Below are 18884 nucleotides of genomic sequence, written 5' to 3'. Positions count from 1 at the left end.
CGAAGTGACGCTCCGCAGAGCCGGGACCCAGCGCGCTTGGCGACAACATAAAAACATGCAACTTTAGAGCGCAACGTCATCAGCACTGATTGCCTGCCCATGCCCTTTTTCGTTTACATCCTTGCGAGCAAACGAAACGGAACTCTTTATGTCGGAGTTACCAATGACCTTGCTCGGCGAATGACCGAGCATAAGTCCAAGCTCGTCCCCGGCTTCACGAAACAGCACGACGTGACCCTGCTGATCTATTTCGAAACCTTTGAGTCGGTGCTCAAGGCTCGGGCGCGTGAACATTCGTTGAAGCGTTGGCGGCGCGCATGGAAGCTCAAGCTGATTGAAGACCTCAACCCCGATTGGCGCGATCTTACGGACGAGCTGAATACTTTGGCGACGTGACTGGGTCCCGGCTCTGCGGAGCAGCGCTACGCGCTGCACCGCGTCCGGGACACGAGAGTGGTGCGGATGGCACGAGGGTATGCACCACCCAAAAAGCGCGGCCTTCCAGCCGCGCCTTCGCTCTTCCTACACCGCGCCCGCCTTCTGCGCGTACTCCCATGACGCCTTCGACAGCGGCACGGTGCGCTTGGCTGACTCCAGCGCCTTGGCATTCGCGGCGGTGCCGTCGCGGACGCGGCCGGCGATGCCCTGGGTGATACCTGCGAGGCGGAACAGATTGTATGAGAAGTACCAGTTGAGATCGGGCACCGTCATCTTGGTGACGTTGCAATAGATCTGTGCGGCTTCCTCCACGCTCGGGATGTCGAGCGCCTTGAGGTCGGCGCCGTCGAGGCCCGGCATGACCCACTGCATCAGCAGATAGGTGAAGTCGGCCATGGGATCGCCAAGCGTCGACAGCTCCCAGTCCAGCACGGCCTGCACGCGCGGTTCCGTCGCGTGGAAAATCATGTTGTCGAGGCGGTAGTCGCCATGCACGATCGAGATGCGCGCCTGCTCCGGCACGGTTTTCGGCAGCCATGCGGCGACCTTCTCGAACTCCGGAATCTGCTGGGTTTCGGAGGCGCGATACTGCTTGGTCCAGCGGTCGATCTGCCGTGCAAAATAATTGCCGGGCTTGCCGAAGTCGCCGAGGCCGATCGCTGCGGGATCGTACATGTGGAGTTTTGCCAGCGTCTCGATCTTGCTGGTGAAGATTTTTCGGCGATCCTCCGGCGCCTGGCTCGGCAGGGTCGGATCCCAGAACACGCGGCCGTCTTCCATCGACATGATGTAGAAGGCCGAACCGATGATGCTGTCGTCCTGGCACAGCGCGTAGGCACGCGCGACCGGAAAGCCCTGCTTTCCAAGGGCCGCGATGACGCGATATTCGCGATCGACCGCGTGCGCCGACGGCAGCAATTTGCCGAATGGTTTTCTGCGCATCACGTAGGAGCGGTCCGGCGTGTTCAGCCGGTAGGTCGGGTTGGACTGGCCGCCCTTGAACTGAAGGACCACCAGCGGGCCCTCATAGCCTTCGACGTTGTCACGCAGCCAGGCTTCGAGCCGCATCTCGTCGATGCGATGACGCTCCTCGACCGGCTTGGTGCCCGAGAACTCTTCGTCTTTCCTGACGCCGTCAGCCACGGTGACGCTCCCTCTTCAGTCCGAACATGATCCTAATCGGTAACCGCTCTCGCACTTGCGTCAAGCGGTCATCCGATCACGGATCATGCCCTGTCGTTTCTTAAGTCGGGAGCGCCGCGCGGCCCTCCCTTTTAGTGACTGGAGGAATTGGCATACTTCCGAACTTCGAGCCTTGCAATGGCGCGATTGTGCACCTCGTCCGGACCATCGGCGAGACGCAGCGTGCGGATGTGGGCGTAGTCCTTGGCGAGACCTGCTTCGTCGGAAACGCCTGCGCCGCCAAACGCCTGGATCGCCTCGTCGATGATCTTCAGCGCCATGTTGGGCGCTGCGACCTTGATCATGGCGATCTCGGCCTGCGCGGTCTTGTTGCCGACCTTGTCCATCATGTCGGCGGCCTTGAGGCACAAGAGGCGCGTCATCTCGATGTTGGTGCGGGCATCGCCGATGCGCTGCTCCCACACAGAGTGCTCGACGATCCTCTTGCCGAAGGCAGTGCGCGAGGTGAGCCGCTTCACCATCTTCTCCAGCGCTTCCTCGGCCTTGCCGATGGTGCGCATGCAGTGGTGAATACGGCCGGGACCGAGGCGGCCCTGCGCGATCTCGAAGCCGCGGCCTTCGCCGAGCAGGATGTTCTCCTTCGGCACCCGCACGTTGTCGAGCAGCACCTGGGCATGGCCGTGCGGCGCGTCGTCGAAGCCGAACACGGGCAGCATCTTCTCGACCTTGATGCCTGGGGTGTCGAGCGGAACCAGGATCTGCGACTGCTGCTGATGCTTGGCCGCCTTGAAATCGGTCTTGCCCATCAGGATCGCGATCTTGCAGCGGGGATCGCCGACGCCGGAGGACCACCATTTGCGGCCATTGATGACGTAGTGATCGCCGTCCTTCGCGATGCTGGTCTCGATGTTGGTGGCGTCCGACGAGGCGACGGCCGGTTCCGTCATCAGGAAAGCCGAGCGGATCTCGCCGTCCATCAGCGGGCGCAGCCATTTGCGCTTCTGCTCCCTGGAGCCGTAGCGCATGAACACTTCCATGTTGCCGGTGTCGGGCGCCGAACAGTTGAACACTTCGGAGGCCCAGCTGATGCGGCCCATCTCTTCCGACAACAGCGCGTATTCGAGATTGCTCAATCCCGCGCCGCGGAATTCGTCGTCTTCATGCTCGTTCGGCGGCATGAACATGTTCCAGAGGCCTTCGGCCTTCGCCTTCTTCTTGAGGTCCTCGAGCACCGGGATGACCTTCCAGCGCTCGCCGGTGCGATCCTGCTCGTCATAAACAGGCACCGCCGGGCGCACGTGCTTGGCCATGAAGGACCGCACGCGGTCGAGCCATTCCTTCTGCTTGGGGGACAGATCGAAATCCATGGGACGCTCCTCGGCTTCTCTTTGCGAAACTGTTTTGCGCCGGACTGTCCTCCCGCCGCGCACGGCCCGCAAGCGCGAATGCGTGCGCTTTGCGAGCTTCGGAACCGGACCGCGCGTTGCGAACCAGTCCCGATTGCGGATTGACTTTCTCCGGCCTTCAAACGATAGTTTCATACAAGTGTTTGAATTGCAACTCCCTCCCCTGAGGGCATCCATTGGCCAGCGATCATACAAGGTCTGCCATTCTCGCCGCCGCCGAACGGCTCTATGCCGATCGCGGTTTTGGCGACGTGACGCTGCGCGACATCGTCGCGGAGGCCAACGTCAACCTCGCCGCGGTGAACTATCATTTCGGCTCGAAGGACGAACTGATCGCGGAATTATTCGTCACACGCTCGATCGCGACCAACCGCGAGCGTCTGCGTGAATTGAAGGCGGCGGAAGAGCAAGGCGGCGGCCGCGCGCCGATCGAGGTGATCCTGCACGCGCTGGTCGGCCCGACCTTGCGCGGTTGCCTGGGGCCAGAGAACCAGCGCTCGACCGCGGCGCGCTTCATGATCCGCGCCTCGATCGAATCCGTGCCGCCGATCCGCCGCATCAAGAACCGCGAGATCGACCATTTGCGCAAATTCGCCGGCGCCATGCGCCGCGCCCTGCCTGACCGCAGCGACGTCGATATCTATTGGGGCCTCAACTTCGCGCTCGCGATGGCGCATCACACCATCCGCGAAAGCGAGCGGCTGACGAAGCTGTCGGACGGCAAATGCGATCTCGACGACGTCGAGGACGTCGTCGCGCGCGTGGTCAGCGTCGCGACCATGGCACTGACGGCGGGACGGACGGAGGCGAAGACGCCGTCAAAGGTCGCTGCGCGGTAGTCCCTCACATCATCGCGATGCAGTCGATCTCCACGTCGAAGGGGCCGAACCATTCCGGCGTCACGACGAAGATCCGCGCCGGCGGATCGACCGGGAAATAGCGCGCATAGATCGCGTTGAATGCGGCGAAGTGCTTTGTGGAAGTGCAGTAGACGTTGCACTTCATGACGTTGTCGAGGCTCGCACCCGCCGTCTCCAGGCACAGCTTCATCTGCTCCATCACGATCTCGCTCTGCCGCTCGATCGGCATCTCCGCAAGCTCGCCCGTCTCCGGGTCGAATGGCGGCAGGCCGGCGACGAAGATCATGTTGCCCGCGCGCGTGACCGGCGAGGTCGGCGCCTTCCAGCGATCGAGGAATGTCGAAATCGGTTCGACGCGCAGCGCTTCGCGTTTCATCGGCGGCCACTTTCGGTTCAAGCGAGACTGATGCCTGACTACATGATGTTGCAGCCAACATGCTTCGCTTCTGATCGAAGTGTGGTCGCTCGCGGGATTACGCCCGCTGCGGCATCTCCTCGGCCTCTTCCTTGGCGAGCAGCAGCAGCATCTCGATGCCCATGTCGCCTTCCTGCGGCGAGCGGATGAATTTTATTTCGTCGGCGCTTTGCCGCAGTGCGGCAATGATCGCGACAGCCTGATTGGCCGTCGCCGCCTCCGTCGCCAGAATTGCCTTCTGGTCCTTGGCCTGAAACCCGATCGTGTACGACATTCCAATTCCCTCCCGACTCAAGTGGAGAGATCGAATCTGAGTCGCGCTCGAAGCGGAAGCCTGCGCGAGTACGGACCGGGTTTATCTGGGGATTGCGCGCAAGCCTCGCACAAGGCCACACCAGCGTCACGCTGACGTCACGATTTATCCAATAGCGATCAGCCCAGGCCCAGCATCGCACGCGCGTCGGCCGCGGTCGCGACCGTCGCACCGAGGCTCTTGAGGATGGATGCCGCATGCGTGACCAACTCGGCGTTGGTCTTCGCCAGCACGCCCTTGGACAGATAGAGATTGTCCTCCATGCCGACGCGGACGTGGCCACCGAGCAAAAAGGCCTGCGCCACCATCGGGAATTCGGCGCGGCCGATGCCGAAGCCGGACCAGGTCGCGCCCGGCGGCAGCAGGCTGCGGGCATAGAACATCGTCTCCGGCGTGGCGGAGAAGCCGTACTTCACTCCGAGCACGAGCGAGAACAGGCCGGGCCCCTTCAGCGAGCCGTCCGCGAGCATGTCTCGGGCCAGATGGCAGTCGCCGGAATCGAACAGCTCGATCTCCGGCAGCACGCCGGCCGCCTTCATCCGTTCGGCCATGATGCGCACATTGCGCGGCGTGTTGATCACGACCTCGCCGCCGGAATTCATGGTGTTGAGGTCCAGCGTGCAGATGTCGGGCTTCAAGAGCTCGATATGCTCGACACGCTTTTCGGGCTGAATCAGCGTGGTGCCTGGGCCGGCGACGCGGGGATCTTCGACCGAGGGCACGAAGCGCCCGCCGGGACCAGTGGTGAGATTGATCACCAGGCTCTTGTTGCGAGCGCGGATCTTCTCCACCACGTCGCGATAGAGATCGATCGACATCGAGGGACGCCCCGTCGCGGGATCGCGCACATGGATATGCGCGATCGCGGCGCCCGCTTCAGACGCTTCCAGCGCGGAGGTCACGATCTGCTCGGGCGTGATCGGGAGATACGGCGACTGCTCGGGCTTGGTCAAATTGCCCGTGATCGCGCAAGTGATGATCGTCTTGCCTGATGTCATCGATGATGCTCCGCCCTCTGCTGTCGCCATGTCCCTATACCGATTTGCGATGTATCGGCATGGCCGTCTTGCTGCCTCTCGGGCCGCAGCCTACAACAACCGACAATGCATCCGCCGACAAATCATCCGCAGTTGCTGTTCCAGCAGGCCGCTCTCGCCCACGATCAGGGGCGGACGTGGGAGGCCGAGCGGCTCTATCAGGCCGTCCTCGCGGCGGATGCGCGGCATTCCGGCGCGCTGCTCCGTCTGGGTATGTTGCGGCTGGATCAACGCCGGCTCGCCGACGCCGAGCCTCTGTTCCGCCGCGCCGCCAAGGCCGACAAGCGTTCCGCGGAGGCGCATCAGCTGCTCGGCTTCACCCTGACCGGACTGGGGCAGCTCGACGAAGCGGTCCGCGCCTACGAGAAGGCCATCGTCCTGCGGCCCGGCCTTGCCGAGGCACACAACAATCTCGGTTACGCCTTGCAGTTGCTCGGCCGATTGAGCGACGCGATGGCGCGCTACCGGAAAGCCATCTCGCTTCGTCCCGATTACCACGAGGCTCACAACAACCTCGGCAATGCTCATCACCTCCAGGGGCAATCCGGGAAAGCCATTCCGCATTACCGGAGGGCCATCGAGATCAACCCCGGCTACGCCGAGGCCTGCTGGAATCTCGGCACTGCGCTCCGCGCCACCGGGCAGCTGGACGATGCCGCGAATGCTTATGCCAGAGCGATTGCGATCAGGCCCGATTATGCGGAGGCCCACAACAGTCTCGGCAACACGCTGCGTGCGCTCGGCCGGGCTGAGGACGCGGTCGCACAATACGGCAAGGCGCTCGCCATCAAGCCGGACTATCTCGAGCCGCACATCAACCTGGGTGACACGCTGCTTGGGTTGAACCGCGAGGACGCAGCGATCTCATCCTATGATCGCGCGCTCGCGATCAGGCCGGAGAGCGCCGACATCCTTTGCCGGCGCGGTGACGCACTGGCCCGGCTGCGGCGGGACGCGGACGCGACCGCCGGTTTCGAGAAGGCGCTGGCGCTCGATCCCGAGCACGATTTTGCCTTCGACGGCCTGGCGCGGACGGCGCTCGCAAGTTGCGACTGGACGCGGACGGCATCGCTGCGAACCGAGGTCGCCGCGCGCGTCGCCGCTGGACGCTTCTTCGATGCATTCGCCTTCCTGAGCTTCAGCGACAATGCGGAGCTGCAGCTCGCCTGCGCCAGACGATACATCCGGCAGCACGTTCCCGAGCGCCCGCCCCCGCTCTGGCGCGGCAACAACCGGCGCAATGACCGGATCAGGATCGCCTATGTCGCCAGCGGCTTTCACGATCATCCGACGGCCTACCTGACCGCCGAGCTGATCGAGCTGCACGACCGCTCGCGTTTCGAGGTGATCGGCATCTCGCTCGGCCCGGACGACGGGAGCGACATCCGCGCCAGGTTGAAGACGGCCTTCGACCAGTTTCACGATGTGAGGGATAAGAGCGATCGGGAAGTCGCCGTGTTGATCAAGGGTCTGAAGGTCGACATCGCGGTCGATCGCAGCGGCTACACCGTAAATGCGCGGCCGGCCATCTTCGCGGCGCGGCCGGCTCCGATCCAGGTCAACTATATCGGCTTTCCCGGCAGCCTTGGCGCTGATTTCTACGATTACGTCATCGGCGACGCGACAGTTCTTCCGTTCGACCTGCAGCCGTTCTACAGCGAGAACATCGTTCATCTTCCGGACTGCTATCTGGCCAACGATTCCAGGCGGCCGCCTGCAGCACGCGCGCCCACGCGCGACGAAGCCGGCTTGCCGCCGAACGGTTTCGTCTTCTGCTGCTTCAACAACGGATACAAGATCACGTCCGACATCTTCGATGTCTGGATGCGCCTGCTCGAGCAGGTCAGCGGCAGCGTGTTGTGGCTGTATGCCGACCGCGCCAGCGCGGAGGCAAATCTTCGCATGGAGGCTGCGGCGCGCGGGGTCGACCCGGCGCGTATCGTGTTCGCACGACGCGTGCCGCAGGCCGAACATCTGTCGCGCCACCATCTGGCGGACCTGTTTCTGGACACCCTGCCCTACAACGCGCACACCACCGCGGCCGACGCATTGTGGGCCGGTTTGCCTGTGGTCACCTGCCCTGGAAAATCCTTTGCGGGGCGGGTTGCGGCAAGCCTGCTTCGCGCCGTCGGCATGCCCCACCTGGTGACGTCCGATCTCGGCGCCTATGAACGTCTGGCCCTGCGTCTCGCGCTCGAACCTGCATTGCTGGACAGCATGCGCAAGCGGCTGCAACAGAATCGGCTGTCACAACCGCTGTTCCATTCCGACCTTTACCGTCGCAATCTCGAAGCGGCTTACGTGACGATGTGGGAGCGCTGGCAACGCGGCGACGGGCCGGCCGGCTTCGCCGTCACGCCCGACGGCTGACAGTTCGACCGGGCGACGGCCCAGCTTCAGGGCGTGAACAGCTTGTAGTTCACGCCAACCTTGACGGTGTGCGTATCCTGACGCGCCGACGCGAGTGCATCGCGGGCGTCGATGAATGTCAGCGCGACCGGATAGCTGCTGCCGTCTCTGCCGAAATAATAGTAATTATACTCGGCAAACGCCGTCCAGTTCGGCAGGCTGGGCGCAAGCACCCATTCCACGCCGGCACCGACCGTCCATCCCACGCGAACTTCTTCGGGATTCGTGTCGCGGCAACCGCCGTAGGCGAAGCAATACGATGATCGGGTAAAGTCCCAGCGATTGTTCTCGAATGCCGCGCCGCCCTTGGCGTAGAACAGCGCGCGATTATCCCACGCGGTGATGCCCAGCCGCGCGGTCACGCTGGCAATCCAGTCGGTCTTCACGCCGATCGAGCCAGGAAACGCGCCGGGAAAAATCCGATCCCAGGGATCCGCGACCTCCCCGCCGAGGCTGGTGCCAGCGATATCGCCTTGAAGGCCGACGACCCAGTTGCCCGAGAACTGATAGTTGCAGCCGAGCTGCCCGCCGAAAACTCCGCTGCCGGAGTCGAGCCCGTTGGTCGTGGTGATCGCCGTGCTGCCCGGGCCGAAACTGAAATTCGACGCCGAGACGTCGTGCCGGCCCCAACCGAATCCGACGTGGGCGCCGACATAGCATCCGGTCCAGCTATAGACCGGCGCCGCGATCCGCGGCGTTGCCTTGAGCTGGATATCGGCCGCATCGGCGCCACCGGCAGCCACCAAAGCGATTTGCGAAACCGCTGCGAGCAGAATGCGCTTCTTCACGATGTCTCCGTTCGAGCTTGTGCCCTTCGGAGACCTACAGGGAGATGCCGGAATCCGGCGTCCTCCAATCGAATGATGTCAGGCAATTTCGTCTGGCTGTTGCAGAATTGCACCGTGCCGAGCAATCCACCGGCACGCCTGCGCTAGATGATGCCCTGCTTCTTCAGCTCCTCGATCTTCTCCGCCTCATAACCGAGCTTGCCGCCGAGCACCTCCTGCGTGTGCTCGCCGAGCAGCGGCGGGGCGCGGTAAGTCTCGATCGGGGTGCCCGACAGGGTCAGCGCGTTGCGGATCAGCGACAGATTTGGCTCGAAGGGATGGTCGACCTTCACCCGCATGCCGCGCGACTGGACGTGCGGATCGGAAAACACCTGCTCGAAATTGTTGATCGGGCCCGACGGCACACCGGCCTCCTCCAGCTTCTCCAGCCAATAGGCCACCGGCTGCTTCAGGAATAAGCCGGCGAAGATGGCCATGATCTCCTTGCCGTGCACGACCCGGTCGTTGTTCTTGATGAAGCGCGGATCACTCGCAAGCTCGGGTTCACCCAGCACAGCGCAAGTCTTCCGGAACTGGCCGTCATTGCCGACCACCAGCATCAGTTCGCCGTCGGTGCAGCGGAACACGCCGGCCGGCATGCCGCCATTGCCCCAGGTGCCGCGGCGCGGCGGCGTCTTGCCGTTGACGAGGTAGATCTGCAGCCAGTGCGACAGTGACGCGATGACGGTGTCGAACAGGCAGACGTCGATGTGCTGTCCCTGCCCGTCATTGACATCGCGATGATAGAGCGCGGAGAGAATCCCGATCGAGGTGTTCATGCCGGTCATGTAGTCGACGATGGACGGGCCGACCTTCATCGGGCCCTCGCCGGGCTCGCCGTCGATATGGCCGGTGACGCTCATCAGGCCGCCCATCGCCTGGAGGATGGCGTCATAGCCGGCGCGCGGCGCGTAGGGACCGGTCTGGCCGAAGCCGGTCACCGAGCAATAGATGATGCCGGGGTTGATCGCCTTGATGGTCTCGTAATCGAGGCCGTAGCGCTTGAGATCGCCGACCTTGTAGTTCTCCATGAAGACGTCGACGTCCTTCGCGAGTTCGCGGATGATCGCCTGCCCCTCGGGCTTGGCGATGTTGACGGTGACCGATTTCTTGTTGCGGTTGGCGCAGAGGTAGAACGAATTGTTGTTGTTCGCCTTGCCCTCGGGGTCGGTGAGGTAAGGCGGGCCGAAGGCGCGCGCGTCGTCGCCGGTGCCCGGCCGCTCGATCTTGATCACCTCCGCGCCGAGATCGCCCAGCATCTGGGCCGACAGGGGCCCGGCAAGCACGCGGGTGAGGTCAAGGATCTTGATGCCTGAGAGCGGCAGGGCCGACATGTCGATTTCCTCCGGGGAACTTATCTTGGCGCGGCGGCTGGGAGCGGGCCGCGCTTCCTGCGGATACACTATTTTTGAGCCCTGAGCACTGCACTGTCGGCATGCCGCCATCCCCGCAGCGGCGAATTTCCGCGCGGCGAATATCGCGCCGGTCAGCTCTCTCCGGCCACGGCGATCCGCGGCCCCCGATGATGGCTAGAACCTGACGCTAATTCCGCCGCGCACCGACTGGAAGCGCGGATGCTGCTCGTAGCTTCCGAGAATGTCCGGCCAGTCGAAGCGCGTGGTGCCGAAATCGCTGTAGCGATATTCCAGCCGCGCCGTGACCCGATTGGTCAGCGCCGCCTCGCCGCCAACGCCTGCGACCCAACCTGTCTTCGAAATACTGGCTTCCGTGGGCGGGATCAGGAATGCCGTATCCACCCAGCGATAGTTCAGTTCGGTGAACGCGACGCCGCCGGTTACGTACAACAACAGGCGCTCCGTCGGCGTATAGCCGAGCCGCCCGCGAATGGAGGCTTCCCATTCCTTGCGTGCATCGTATCGGAGAACGCCGAGCGTGAAACCGCCATCCACCCGGCCGCCGTCCACATCACCCTCGACACCGACCACGAACCTGTCGAATTGATGATTGTAGCCCACATGCACGCCACCGAACCCGCCACCCGGGTGGAAGCCATGGTCAAATCCGGTCGGCGGCCCGCCCAAGAAGAATTCAACAGTACGATCCTGGCTCCATTCGTACCCGCCCTGAACGCCCGCATAGAAGCCGGTCCAGCCGGAAGATGGCGCGGCGACGGCGCGTGGTGCTTTCATGGGCAAGTCGGCGGCATCCGCGACGGCCACGGAGCAGGCCAGCGTGGCGAGGCAAATCAACGTGCGATTCATTGCAAATTCCAGCCCGCAGGAGTGACGCACTCAAGTCTAGCGGGTTCCCCTCGCTTTTGCTGTTGCGGCCGGGCGACACTCGGTGAAAACGAACAGAAAGCGGCACGCAACTCACAGCGACCGATGCGAGCCGCCACTTCTGCATGGTGGGCGCGGCCAAAACGCCCACATAGGTTTCAGGTGGCAGCCACCGCAGCGACCTGCGGCCGCCGCCGGCTGAGCAGAACCAGGATCAGCACCGCTGCGCAGGAGAAGACGAAAGTGAGACCGAGCGCGCCGCGGCTGCCGAACTGGGTGAGCAGAGCGGCCAGGAGCGGCGGCGAGATGGCGGAGGCGAGATTGAGCGGCAGTGCGATCATCGACGACGCCTTGGCGAACTCGGCCTGGTCATAGAACACGAGCGGTATCGTCGCCCGCGCCACCGCCATGGCGCCGCTGCCGGCGCCATAGAGCAGGATGAAGACCGCGACCGCCCAGGTTGCCCCCTCACTCAGCATCAACAACAGCATGGCCACGGGCAGCGCCGTGCCGGCGACAAGCCCTGTCGTGATTCCGTCCCAGCGGCCCCCGCCGAGGAAATCCAGCCCGCGGGCGCTGACCTGGATCACGCCAAGCATCGAGCCGAAGGCGATCGCCTGCGCCGGCGCCAGCCCCTCGGCCCGCAGCAATTCGATGAAAACGGCACTCAGGCCGAAAGTGACGAAGGCATTCGCGGTAATCGCGGCAACGACGAGGCCGAACGTGCTTCGCGGAATTGACAGCGCATTGGTTTGCCTTGCGGGCGCGGTGCCCCCCTCCTTCGCGACGGCCCGGCGCGGAGTTGCGAAAGCATAAAGCGGAAGCGAAACGAGAATCAGCATGGCAGCGTAGACGAGGCAGGTGCCGCGCCAGCCGAAATGGCCGCTGAGAAAGGAGGTGGTCGGCCAGAAGATGCTGCCGGACAGTCCGGTCACCAGCATCAGCGCGCCGATGGCGCTCTTGGCCTTCGGGCCGGCAACTTCGTTGAGCATGATATAGCAGCCGGTCGACAGCGTGGCGCTGCCGCCCATGCCGAGAATGACCCATGCCATGAAATAGAGCACCGGGTCGCGGGCAAGAGACAGAACGATGTAGCCCGGCACGGCCACGACCGTCCCCACCATCATCACCTTGCGGGCTCCGTGCCGCGCAAAGGCCTTGGCGAGCCAGGGCGCGCAGAGCCCCATGGTGACATAGAGCGTGGAGGTGCCCGCAAACACCATCGGCAGGCTCATGCCGAGATCGGCCGGGAGGTCACGGCCGACGATGGGCGGAAGACCAATCGTGCCCCATCCGATGAGTTGCGTGATCGCCAGCACCAGCAAGACCCCGATGAGCCTGCTGTCAGATTTCAGAAACCGCATTCCAACCGCCGCCTGCCCCAGCTGCATGCCGTGCGCACCGACACGTCATAGCGGGAGTCTTAATAGCGAGAGTCTTGGCGCACGGGAACGCCGGCCGCCGAATAGCAGAAGGCAGCCGGGAGCATGTCAGGAGGAGGCAGTAGCCCCTATCCCGCTATCCCGAGCAGGGATCGCGCCTCGGCCGCAGTCGCGGCACGCCTACCGTGGCGCGCGACGGCCTCGCATGCGATGGTCACGAGCTCCGCGTTGCTCGCGGCAAGGCGCGTCTTGTCGATCCTGATATTGTCCTCCAGCCCGGTGCGGACCGCGTCGGCGCCACGCGAGAGCGCCCAGCCCATGACGTCGGCCTGATGGCGCCCGATCCCGGCCGCGGTCCAGGTCGCTTTCGGGATCAGCCGCTTGAGCTCCCCCAGGAGGATGCCGAGGACATGCTCGTCGGCAGGCATCGCATTCTTGACGCCCATCACGAACTGCACGTGCGGATGCCAATCGATCAGGCCCGCCTCGATCAGGCGACGAGCGCCGTGCAGATGCGACAGATCGAAGACCTCGATCTCCGGCCGGATACCGTTCGCCTTCATTCCGGTGGCGAGCGTCTCGACCAGCGCTGCGCTGTTCTCGTAAACAATGGTCGGAAAGTTCACCGATCCCGTCGACAGCGAGGCCATGTCAGGCTTCAAATAGAGCGACGATCCTCGCGCCGAGGGGTCGCGGCCTCGCCCGCCGGTCGAGAATTGAACGATCATCCCGGGGCAATGCTTTTTGATGCCCTCCTGCACCAGGGCAAAGCGCTCGGGGTCGGAGGACGGCGTCTCATCGTCGTTGCGAACATGGATATGTGCGAGCGTGGCGCCGGCCTCGAAGGCCGCTTGTGTCGACTCGATCTGTTCGGACGGCAGAATCGGCACCGCCGGATTGTCCTTCTTGCGGGGAACGGAGCCGGTGATAGCGACAGCAACGACGACGGGGTTCATCCCTTGACCTCATGATGATCGCGCTCGCGCGCACAGAGTTCGAATAGACAACACGTAACGCGTCGGGCCCCGCCGCTGCAAACATCTCGATCGCAGCGGCATGGCTTGCTTGCGTCTCCGTCAGGTCGGAATCGCGGCCGCAGCGCTCGCCGCCTCCGCACGCTGCCGGTCATAGTCGGCCCGCGCCATCGGAACGGCCTTGGGGTTACCGAGATCGTCGATGCTGACCCGATAGGTTTCCCGGGCCGTGACGGCTGCCAGCGCCGCGATGACCGTGATGCCGAACGCGATCGCTCCCACCGTCAAGGGAATGTTGGCGGAGCCGGGAGGCGCCACGATCGCAAACAGCGCGGGGAGCAACGCGGTGATGGTCGTCCCGATGTTCTGCGAGATCGCCATCGCCGACACACGCGTGCGGGTCGGAAACAGCTCCGGGTAGAAGCTCGGGAAGATCGCGTTGTAGCCTTGATAGACGACACCCCACATCAGCAGCGACAGCAGGATCGCAAGCGGCACGTTTTTGATGCTGATAGCATAGAGATAGCCGAAGGCGAGCAGACCGGAGAGCAGCGCGCCCACGATGATCGGAGGCTTGCGGCCGACCTTGTCGGAGAGATTGCCGACGAAGGGAATGACGAACACGGCCAGCATGTTTCCGAGCACCGGGATCCAGAGATAGACGTCCTTGGCAAAGCCGATGCCGTAAGCCGGCTGCACCGCATAGGCCGCACCGAAGATGGTCGCAACGACCGGAATGACGTTCATCAAGGCCATGCAGATGACCCTGAGCATGTCGCGCCAGCTCAGCTTGATGGCCTGGACGATCGGCGCCCGCGGCGTTTCTCCCCGCTCGCCCTCGCGGGCGAAAGCCGGGGTCTCATCGACTTCGCGACGAATGACGTAGCCCGCGACGATGACGAAGAAGGACAGCAGGAACGGAATCCGCCAACCCCAGCTGTTGAAGGCCTCGGTCGGCATGTAGGCCGCCAGCGGCAGGAAGACAGCGGCCGCTAGGATTTGTCCGGCTTGCACGCCCTGGAGCGCAAAACTTGCATAGAAGCCGCGCCGGCCGAACGGCGCGTGCTCCAGAATCATCGAGCTCGCGCCGGAGATCTCGCCGGCCACGGCAAATCCCTGCACGAGGCGCAGGATGACGAGCAGGATCGGCGCGAGGATGCCGACCTGCTGATAGGTCGGCAGGATACCCACCGCCATCGTCGAGATGCCCATCAGGAACATGCAGACGATAAGGACGGTCTTGCGGCCATGAGTGTCGCCCCAATGTCCGAGGACGAAGGCACCGATGGGACGAGCGACGTAGCCGACGCCATAGGTCGCCAGCGATGCGACGATTGCGACGGTCGGGTTTTCCGACGGGAAGAAGATTTGCGGGAAGATCAGCGACGCGGCGGTCGCGTAGATGAAGAAGTCATAATATTCGAGAGCCGACCCGATCCAGCCGCTGGCAGCGGCCTTCCTGGACTGACTCATGTCGCGGATCGCGGTCATCTCAAAATTCCTCCACTGGTGTGTTGACGTCCCGTGAGCGGGCTTCTTGGAGAAATTGGGCAGCACTGTCCGCGCGCTATGCGGAGTTTTCCGCGCGCTTGTCGCTGCCGATAGGTGTCTGATTGGTCGCGACAATAGGCAATCGCCGGGCTAACACAATTACCCAGTTATGCGATAAACCTAACATGATGTTATTTTGCGTCGAGCCGTCGGCTCGTCGCCTGCACAACGATCGGCGCCACGGCGATGCGTTGGTCGTGGTCAACCCCCGCCGATCGCCTCACGCCCTACGATTCCAACAGGTGGTCCGCCGAGTGCTGCTGCCTGGCACGACCAGCAGCCGACCGCATCGCCTTCAACACCGGTGCCGCGGTCGCGATGCGGATCGTCGCGCGGCGCGGGCGGCGGATCGTCTGATCACGTCAACGGCCGGGTCGTGCATCAGGCAGTATGGCCGGGATCGACGTGCTTCGGGGTCTTCTTGTCACGCTGCGGCGTCATCTTGGCCGGATCCGGAGCGTTAGGCACGCCGCGCGGGCCGAGCTGATCGCGCTGGATGTCGTCTTCGGACCGAGACGGTTCAATGCCGTTCGGCTCACGAGGCTTGGTCATCATGGCCTCCTTCTCAGATGCGCGCTCGTCAGGTGCCCTCTTGGCCGTCTCGAATGCCCAGCGCATTGTCGCCTGCATCACGGCCGGGGACGCTGACATGAACCTCGTGCCCCTCGCGCAGCGCCAGGGATGCTGCGGCGACCGCCGACTCGAATGCGGCTTCCTTGGTGACGTATCTGCTTTTGACGTCGCCATCATGCAGCACGCCCCATTCATCCTCGACCGGCACGATCGCGTATTGAGCAAGGCCCATCGTCGAACTCCTATCGCTGCGTGAGCTGCGGATGCGCGGCGCTCACGCGCCACACCGTGTTGCCGCTGTCATCGGCCACCAGCAGCGCGCCGGTCTTGTCGATGGCGACACCGACGGGACGGCCGCGGGCCTGATTGTCGCTGTTGAGGAAACCCGTGACGACGTCCTGCGCGGGGCCGCTGGGCTTGCCGTCGCTGAACGGCACGAACACGACCTTGTAACCATTGAGCACCTGCCTGTTCCAGCTGCCGTGCTCGCCGACGAAGGCGCCGTTACGATAGGCTTCCGGCAGGCTCGTGCCGGTGGAGAAAGCCATTCCGAGCGGCGCGACATGCGAGCTCAGCGCGTAATCGGGCACGATCGCCTTGGCGACGAGATCCGGCCGTTCCGGCTTGACGCGGGGATCGACATGCTGGCCGTAATAGCTGTAGGGCCAGCCATAGAAGCCGCCGTCCTTCACCGATGTCATGTAGTCGGGGACGAGATCGGGGCCGAGCTCGTCGCGCTCGTTCACGACGGTCCACAGGGCTCCGGTCTGCGGCTCGAAGCTCAGCCCGTTCGGATTACGCAGGCCGCTCGCAAAGATGCGCCAGCGGCCGCTGGCGCGATCGATTTCGAGAATGTTGGCACGATTGTGCTCGGCCTCCATGCCGTTCTCGGTGATGTTGCTGTTGGAGCCGACGCCGGCATAGAGCTTTGAACCGTCGGGGCTTGCGACCAGGCTTTTGGTCCAGTGATGGTCGATCGGCCCACCCGGCAGTGGCGTCAGCACGGTGCCCGGCGCGGTGATCTTGGTGTCGCCCTCGGTATAGGGATATTTCATGATTGCGTCGGTGTTGGCGACGTAGAGGTCGTTGCCGACCAGCGCGACGCCGAACGGTGAGTTGAGATGATCGAGGAAGACGCTTTGCGTATCCGGCACGCCGTCGCCGTTGGTATCGCGCAATAGCGTGATGCGGTTGCTCGGTCCGGTATCGCCGCCGGATGTCGCCCAGGACTCGACATAGCCCATCACGATTTCCTTGGGCCGCTTGATCGCGGCGCCCTTCGGCGCCTTGGATTCCACCACCAGCACGTCGCCATTGGGAAGCACATAGAGGAAGCGCGGATGCTGCAAGCCGGTCGCAAAGGCCTTCGCCTGCAAACCCTGCGCGACCGCCGGTGTCTCGTCCTTCTTCCAGCCGAGGATGCGCGCGATGTGCATCGGCGGCAGCCAATATTGCTGGATGTCGGGCAGTTTCGGATTGGCGCCGATCTGCGCCTTGGGATCGCCGCTTCCGTCATCGCAGCCGGCAAGACATAAAAGCGAAGAGCACAACAGCGCCCGGGCAAATAAGGACATCATCGCGCGACTCCCACACCGTGGCGATACACCATGGCCCAGCCGAGCCAGCCGGTGACCGGCAGGATCAGCACGGTGAGCACCGAAAGAATGAGCCCGGTCGGCCACACCGAGGTCCAGGCATCGCGCGTATGAATCAGCGCGTTGAAGAACGCCAGGATCAGCGCCACGGCATTGCCGAGCAGATGCGGCCAGGCCGGCGGCTGCGCCCGCACCAGGCGGTTGCCGAGGAAATCGGTCAGGCCGGCGATGGCCGCCAGCACGCCGAAGATGACGCCGACAACAAGGAGCCAGGCGGAAAAATCCGCCCACATGATCTCGGCGCTGACGACATAAGCGATATCAGTCAGCAGCGCCCCGATGAAACACGCGATCGGGATCGGCACCAGCATCGGATGAATTGGATGGCCTGCGATTTGCGCGGTGGAGCGCACGCGCACGTCTTGCTGCACGGTCGGCCTCGTGTGGTTTTGCGCCCTGCCCGACCGGCTAACTCGGTGCTTGCGCTGAAGGTTCCTCTTTGCGCCGCAAACCGGACGCGGCGATCGAAACACCCTCACGAGGAACTGATCGAAATTCGCAGCTTTGAACTCCACCAATCATTTCCGGAGACCGCAGAGTGGATCAGCATGGCGACGGCGCCTCCTTCAATCCAGCCTCCAAGCTCGACGGCGTCTCGCGCCGTGAGACCGAGGAGATCGAATCGCAGAGCCGACCGAACGCCGCACTCATTCACGAGACGATCCGCGCGGAAGGCGAGCAGGAACTGGAGCGGCGTTGGTGGGCCATCGTGCTGTCCGGTCTCGCCGCGGGGCTTTCGATGGGGTTGTCCCTGATTGTCCAGGGCGAATTTCACGCGCTGATCTCCGATGAGGCCACGCGCCGCCTGGTCGCCCCGCTTGGCTACACCGTCGGTTTCCTGGTCGTGGTGCTGGGGCGACAGCAGCTCTTCACCGAGAATACCCTGACGCCGATCCTGCCGCTGTTGCACAACAGGGACCTCGGCACGTTGGGAAGCGTGATCAAGCTGTGGGGCCTGGTCCTCGCCTCCAACATCGCGGGAACCTGGGCAGTTGGATCCGTGCTCGCGCACACCAGCATCTTCGAGCCGCGCACCGTGGACGCCTTCGTCGATCTCAGCCGCCACACCATCGAGGGCACATTCGCGACGACCCTTGTCCGGGCGATCTTTGCCGGCTGGCTGATCGCCTTGATGGCGTGGCTTCTGCCTGCGGTGGAGGGATCTCGCGCACAGATCATCATCATCATGACCTATGTGGTCGCACTCGGCGAGTTCGCGCACATCATCGCGGGCTCTGTCGAGTGCGCTTTTCTGGTGCAGAGCGGCCGGGCCTCGATCTCGCAATATGCTTCGGACTTCTTCGTGCCGACTCTGCTCGGCAATATCCTGGGCGGAACGACCCTGGTCGCCCTGCTGAACTACGGACAGGTCGCTGCCGAAATCGACGATCACAGGGAATAGAAGCCCACCCGATCTGCGTGGACCTCAGCATTTCTTCTAGTCTTCCAACCCGGCGTCTGTTTTCCAGCCGTCGAGACCCACATCATGGAGCACGGACTGCTCATGCTGGAAGGCCAAGGCCTGTATTATCAATAGCTGGCACGAGATCTGGGTCGATGATTTCATCTGGATGGGATCTTTCTGTCCGCAGCAATTCTATCCCACCGGTTCGAGCCGGGCGGTCTATCTCCTGTACAAGAACGTCAACCGGGATGTTGTT

Annotated in this window: 19 protein-coding genes; 4 read left to right on the top strand and 15 right to left on the bottom strand. The window is 63.6% G+C overall.

Going from position 1 to position 18884, the window contains the following annotated elements; all coding sequences use genetic code 11:
* The first annotated feature begins 99 nt into the window (after positions 1-99).
* Entirely contained in the window at positions 100-396 is a 297-nt protein-coding gene (locus tag IVB29_RS34320) for a GIY-YIG nuclease family protein (RefSeq protein ID WP_247507850.1), read from the top strand.
* A gap of 126 nt (positions 397-522) precedes the next feature.
* Here the strand turns inward: IVB29_RS34320 and IVB29_RS34315 are convergent, their stop codons facing one another.
* Positions 523-1581 carry a phosphotransferase family protein gene (locus tag IVB29_RS34315; RefSeq protein ID WP_247507849.1) on the bottom strand — a complete coding sequence of 353 codons (1059 nt, stop codon included), beginning with the start codon at positions 1579-1581 and terminating at the stop codon, positions 523-525.
* 131 nt (positions 1582-1712) lie between these two features.
* Positions 1713-2948, bottom strand: a complete 1236-nt coding sequence (locus tag IVB29_RS34310) for an acyl-CoA dehydrogenase family protein (RefSeq protein WP_247507848.1) — start codon at positions 2946-2948, stop codon at positions 1713-1715.
* Between the two features lie 215 nt (positions 2949-3163).
* On the opposite strand from IVB29_RS34310, the gene IVB29_RS34305 reads away from it, so the two are divergent.
* A complete protein-coding gene (locus IVB29_RS34305; RefSeq protein ID WP_247507847.1) occupies positions 3164-3826 on the top strand; it encodes a TetR/AcrR family transcriptional regulator in 663 nt (220 codons plus the stop codon).
* A gap of 4 nt (positions 3827-3830) precedes the next feature.
* On the opposite strand, the gene IVB29_RS34300 is transcribed toward IVB29_RS34305, so the two are convergent.
* From IVB29_RS34300 to IVB29_RS34290, 3 genes are all read right to left on the bottom strand, one after another.
* Positions 3831-4223, bottom strand: coding sequence for a RidA family protein (locus IVB29_RS34300; protein ID WP_247507846.1), 393 nt, complete (start codon positions 4221-4223; stop codon positions 3831-3833).
* Between the two features lie 97 nt (positions 4224-4320).
* Positions 4321-4536: a hypothetical protein gene (locus IVB29_RS34295; protein WP_084805498.1), complete on the bottom strand. Its 216-nt coding sequence runs from the start codon at positions 4534-4536 to the stop codon at positions 4321-4323.
* 158 nt (positions 4537-4694) lie between these two features.
* Entirely contained in the window at positions 4695-5573 is an 879-nt protein-coding gene (locus IVB29_RS34290; protein ID WP_247507845.1) for a 3-keto-5-aminohexanoate cleavage protein, read from the bottom strand.
* 105 nt (positions 5574-5678) lie between these two features.
* Between IVB29_RS34290 and IVB29_RS34285 the strand changes: the two genes are divergently transcribed.
* A complete protein-coding gene (locus IVB29_RS34285) occupies positions 5679-7982 on the top strand; it encodes a tetratricopeptide repeat protein (RefSeq protein ID WP_247507844.1) in 2304 nt (767 codons plus the stop codon).
* 26 nt (positions 7983-8008) lie between these two features.
* Here the strand turns inward: IVB29_RS34285 and IVB29_RS34280 are convergent, their stop codons facing one another.
* The 10 genes from IVB29_RS34280 to IVB29_RS34235 all read right to left on the bottom strand — a co-directional run bounded on the left by IVB29_RS34280 (position 8009) and on the right by IVB29_RS34235 (position 17594).
* Positions 8009-8809 carry an outer membrane beta-barrel protein gene (locus IVB29_RS34280; RefSeq protein WP_247507843.1) on the bottom strand — a complete coding sequence of 267 codons (801 nt, stop codon included), beginning with the start codon at positions 8807-8809 and terminating at the stop codon, positions 8009-8011.
* Positions 8810-8952: 143 nt separating this feature from the next.
* Positions 8953-10182 carry a CaiB/BaiF CoA-transferase family protein gene (locus IVB29_RS34275; RefSeq protein ID WP_247507842.1) on the bottom strand — a complete coding sequence of 410 codons (1230 nt, stop codon included), beginning with the start codon at positions 10180-10182 and terminating at the stop codon, positions 8953-8955.
* A 195-nt stretch (positions 10183-10377) separates the two neighbouring features.
* Positions 10378-11070 carry an outer membrane protein gene (locus IVB29_RS34270; protein ID WP_247507841.1) on the bottom strand — a complete coding sequence of 231 codons (693 nt, stop codon included), beginning with the start codon at positions 11068-11070 and terminating at the stop codon, positions 10378-10380.
* Positions 11071-11246: 176 nt separating this feature from the next.
* Complete coding sequence (locus IVB29_RS34265; RefSeq protein ID WP_247507840.1) at positions 11247-12452, bottom strand: MFS transporter; 1206 nt, start codon at positions 12450-12452, stop codon at positions 11247-11249.
* Between the two features lie 146 nt (positions 12453-12598).
* On the bottom strand, positions 12599-13426 hold the full coding sequence (locus IVB29_RS34260; RefSeq protein WP_247507839.1) for a 3-keto-5-aminohexanoate cleavage protein: 828 nt from the start codon (positions 13424-13426) through the stop codon (positions 12599-12601).
* 120 nt (positions 13427-13546) lie between these two features.
* Complete coding sequence (locus tag IVB29_RS34255) at positions 13547-14935, bottom strand: MFS transporter (protein WP_247507838.1); 1389 nt, start codon at positions 14933-14935, stop codon at positions 13547-13549.
* A gap of 441 nt (positions 14936-15376) precedes the next feature.
* Positions 15377-15550, bottom strand: a complete 174-nt coding sequence (locus IVB29_RS34250) for a hypothetical protein (protein ID WP_247507856.1) — start codon at positions 15548-15550, stop codon at positions 15377-15379.
* A gap of 25 nt (positions 15551-15575) precedes the next feature.
* A complete protein-coding gene (locus tag IVB29_RS34245) occupies positions 15576-15800 on the bottom strand; it encodes a hypothetical protein (RefSeq protein ID WP_247507837.1) in 225 nt (74 codons plus the stop codon).
* 10 nt (positions 15801-15810) lie between these two features.
* Positions 15811-17145 (bottom strand): sorbosone dehydrogenase family protein, encoded by a 1335-nt coding sequence (locus IVB29_RS34240; RefSeq protein WP_247507836.1) that lies wholly within the window; start codon positions 17143-17145, stop codon positions 15811-15813.
* Entirely contained in the window at positions 17142-17594 is a 453-nt protein-coding gene (locus IVB29_RS34235; RefSeq protein ID WP_247507835.1) for a DUF2231 domain-containing protein, read from the bottom strand. The genes IVB29_RS34240 and IVB29_RS34235 overlap by 4 nt, the downstream gene beginning before the upstream one ends.
* A 167-nt stretch (positions 17595-17761) precedes the next feature.
* Between IVB29_RS34235 and IVB29_RS34230 the strand changes: the two genes are divergently transcribed.
* Positions 17762-18625: a formate/nitrite transporter family protein gene (locus IVB29_RS34230; protein WP_247507834.1), complete on the top strand. Its 864-nt coding sequence runs from the start codon at positions 17762-17764 to the stop codon at positions 18623-18625.
* Positions 18626-18884: the final 259 nt, after the last annotated feature.

It is taken from the genome of Bradyrhizobium sp. 1, assembly GCF_023073315.1.
Classification (GTDB): Bacteria; Pseudomonadota; Alphaproteobacteria; order Rhizobiales; family Xanthobacteraceae; genus Bradyrhizobium.
This window is presented reverse-complemented; position numbering and strand designations above follow the sequence as displayed.

Excerpts from the sequence above, each read along its gene's own strand:
- IVB29_RS34275 (WP_247507842.1), bottom strand. The coding sequence starts at position 10,182 with ATGTCGGCCCTGCCGCTCTCAGGCATCAAGATCCTTGACCTCACCCGC.
- IVB29_RS34240 (WP_247507836.1), bottom strand. The coding sequence starts at position 17,145 with ATGATGTCCTTATTTGCCCGGGCGCTGTTGTGCTCTTCGCTTTTATGT.
- IVB29_RS34270 (WP_247507841.1), bottom strand. The coding sequence starts at position 11,070 with ATGAATCGCACGTTGATTTGCCTCGCCACGCTGGCCTGCTCCGTGGCC.
- IVB29_RS34310 (WP_247507848.1), bottom strand. The coding sequence starts at position 2,948 with ATGGATTTCGATCTGTCCCCCAAGCAGAAGGAATGGCTCGACCGCGTG.
- IVB29_RS34260 (WP_247507839.1), bottom strand. The coding sequence starts at position 13,426 with ATGAACCCCGTCGTCGTTGCTGTCGCTATCACCGGCTCCGTTCCCCGC.
- IVB29_RS34290 (WP_247507845.1), bottom strand. The coding sequence starts at position 5,573 with ATGACATCAGGCAAGACGATCATCACTTGCGCGATCACGGGCAATTTG.
- IVB29_RS34285 (WP_247507844.1), top strand. The coding sequence starts at position 5,679 with ATGCATCCGCCGACAAATCATCCGCAGTTGCTGTTCCAGCAGGCCGCT.
- IVB29_RS34295 (WP_084805498.1), bottom strand. The coding sequence starts at position 4,536 with ATGTCGTACACGATCGGGTTTCAGGCCAAGGACCAGAAGGCAATTCTG.
- IVB29_RS34265 (WP_247507840.1), bottom strand. The coding sequence starts at position 12,452 with ATGCGGTTTCTGAAATCTGACAGCAGGCTCATCGGGGTCTTGCTGGTG.
- IVB29_RS34300 (WP_247507846.1), bottom strand. The coding sequence starts at position 4,223 with ATGAAACGCGAAGCGCTGCGCGTCGAACCGATTTCGACATTCCTCGAT.
- IVB29_RS34245 (WP_247507837.1), bottom strand. The coding sequence starts at position 15,800 with ATGGGCCTTGCTCAATACGCGATCGTGCCGGTCGAGGATGAATGGGGC.
- IVB29_RS34255 (WP_247507838.1), bottom strand. The coding sequence starts at position 14,935 with ATGACCGCGATCCGCGACATGAGTCAGTCCAGGAAGGCCGCTGCCAGC.
- IVB29_RS34320 (WP_247507850.1), top strand. The coding sequence starts at position 100 with ATGCCCTTTTTCGTTTACATCCTTGCGAGCAAACGAAACGGAACTCTT.
- IVB29_RS34250 (WP_247507856.1), bottom strand. The coding sequence starts at position 15,550 with ATGATGACCAAGCCTCGTGAGCCGAACGGCATTGAACCGTCTCGGTCC.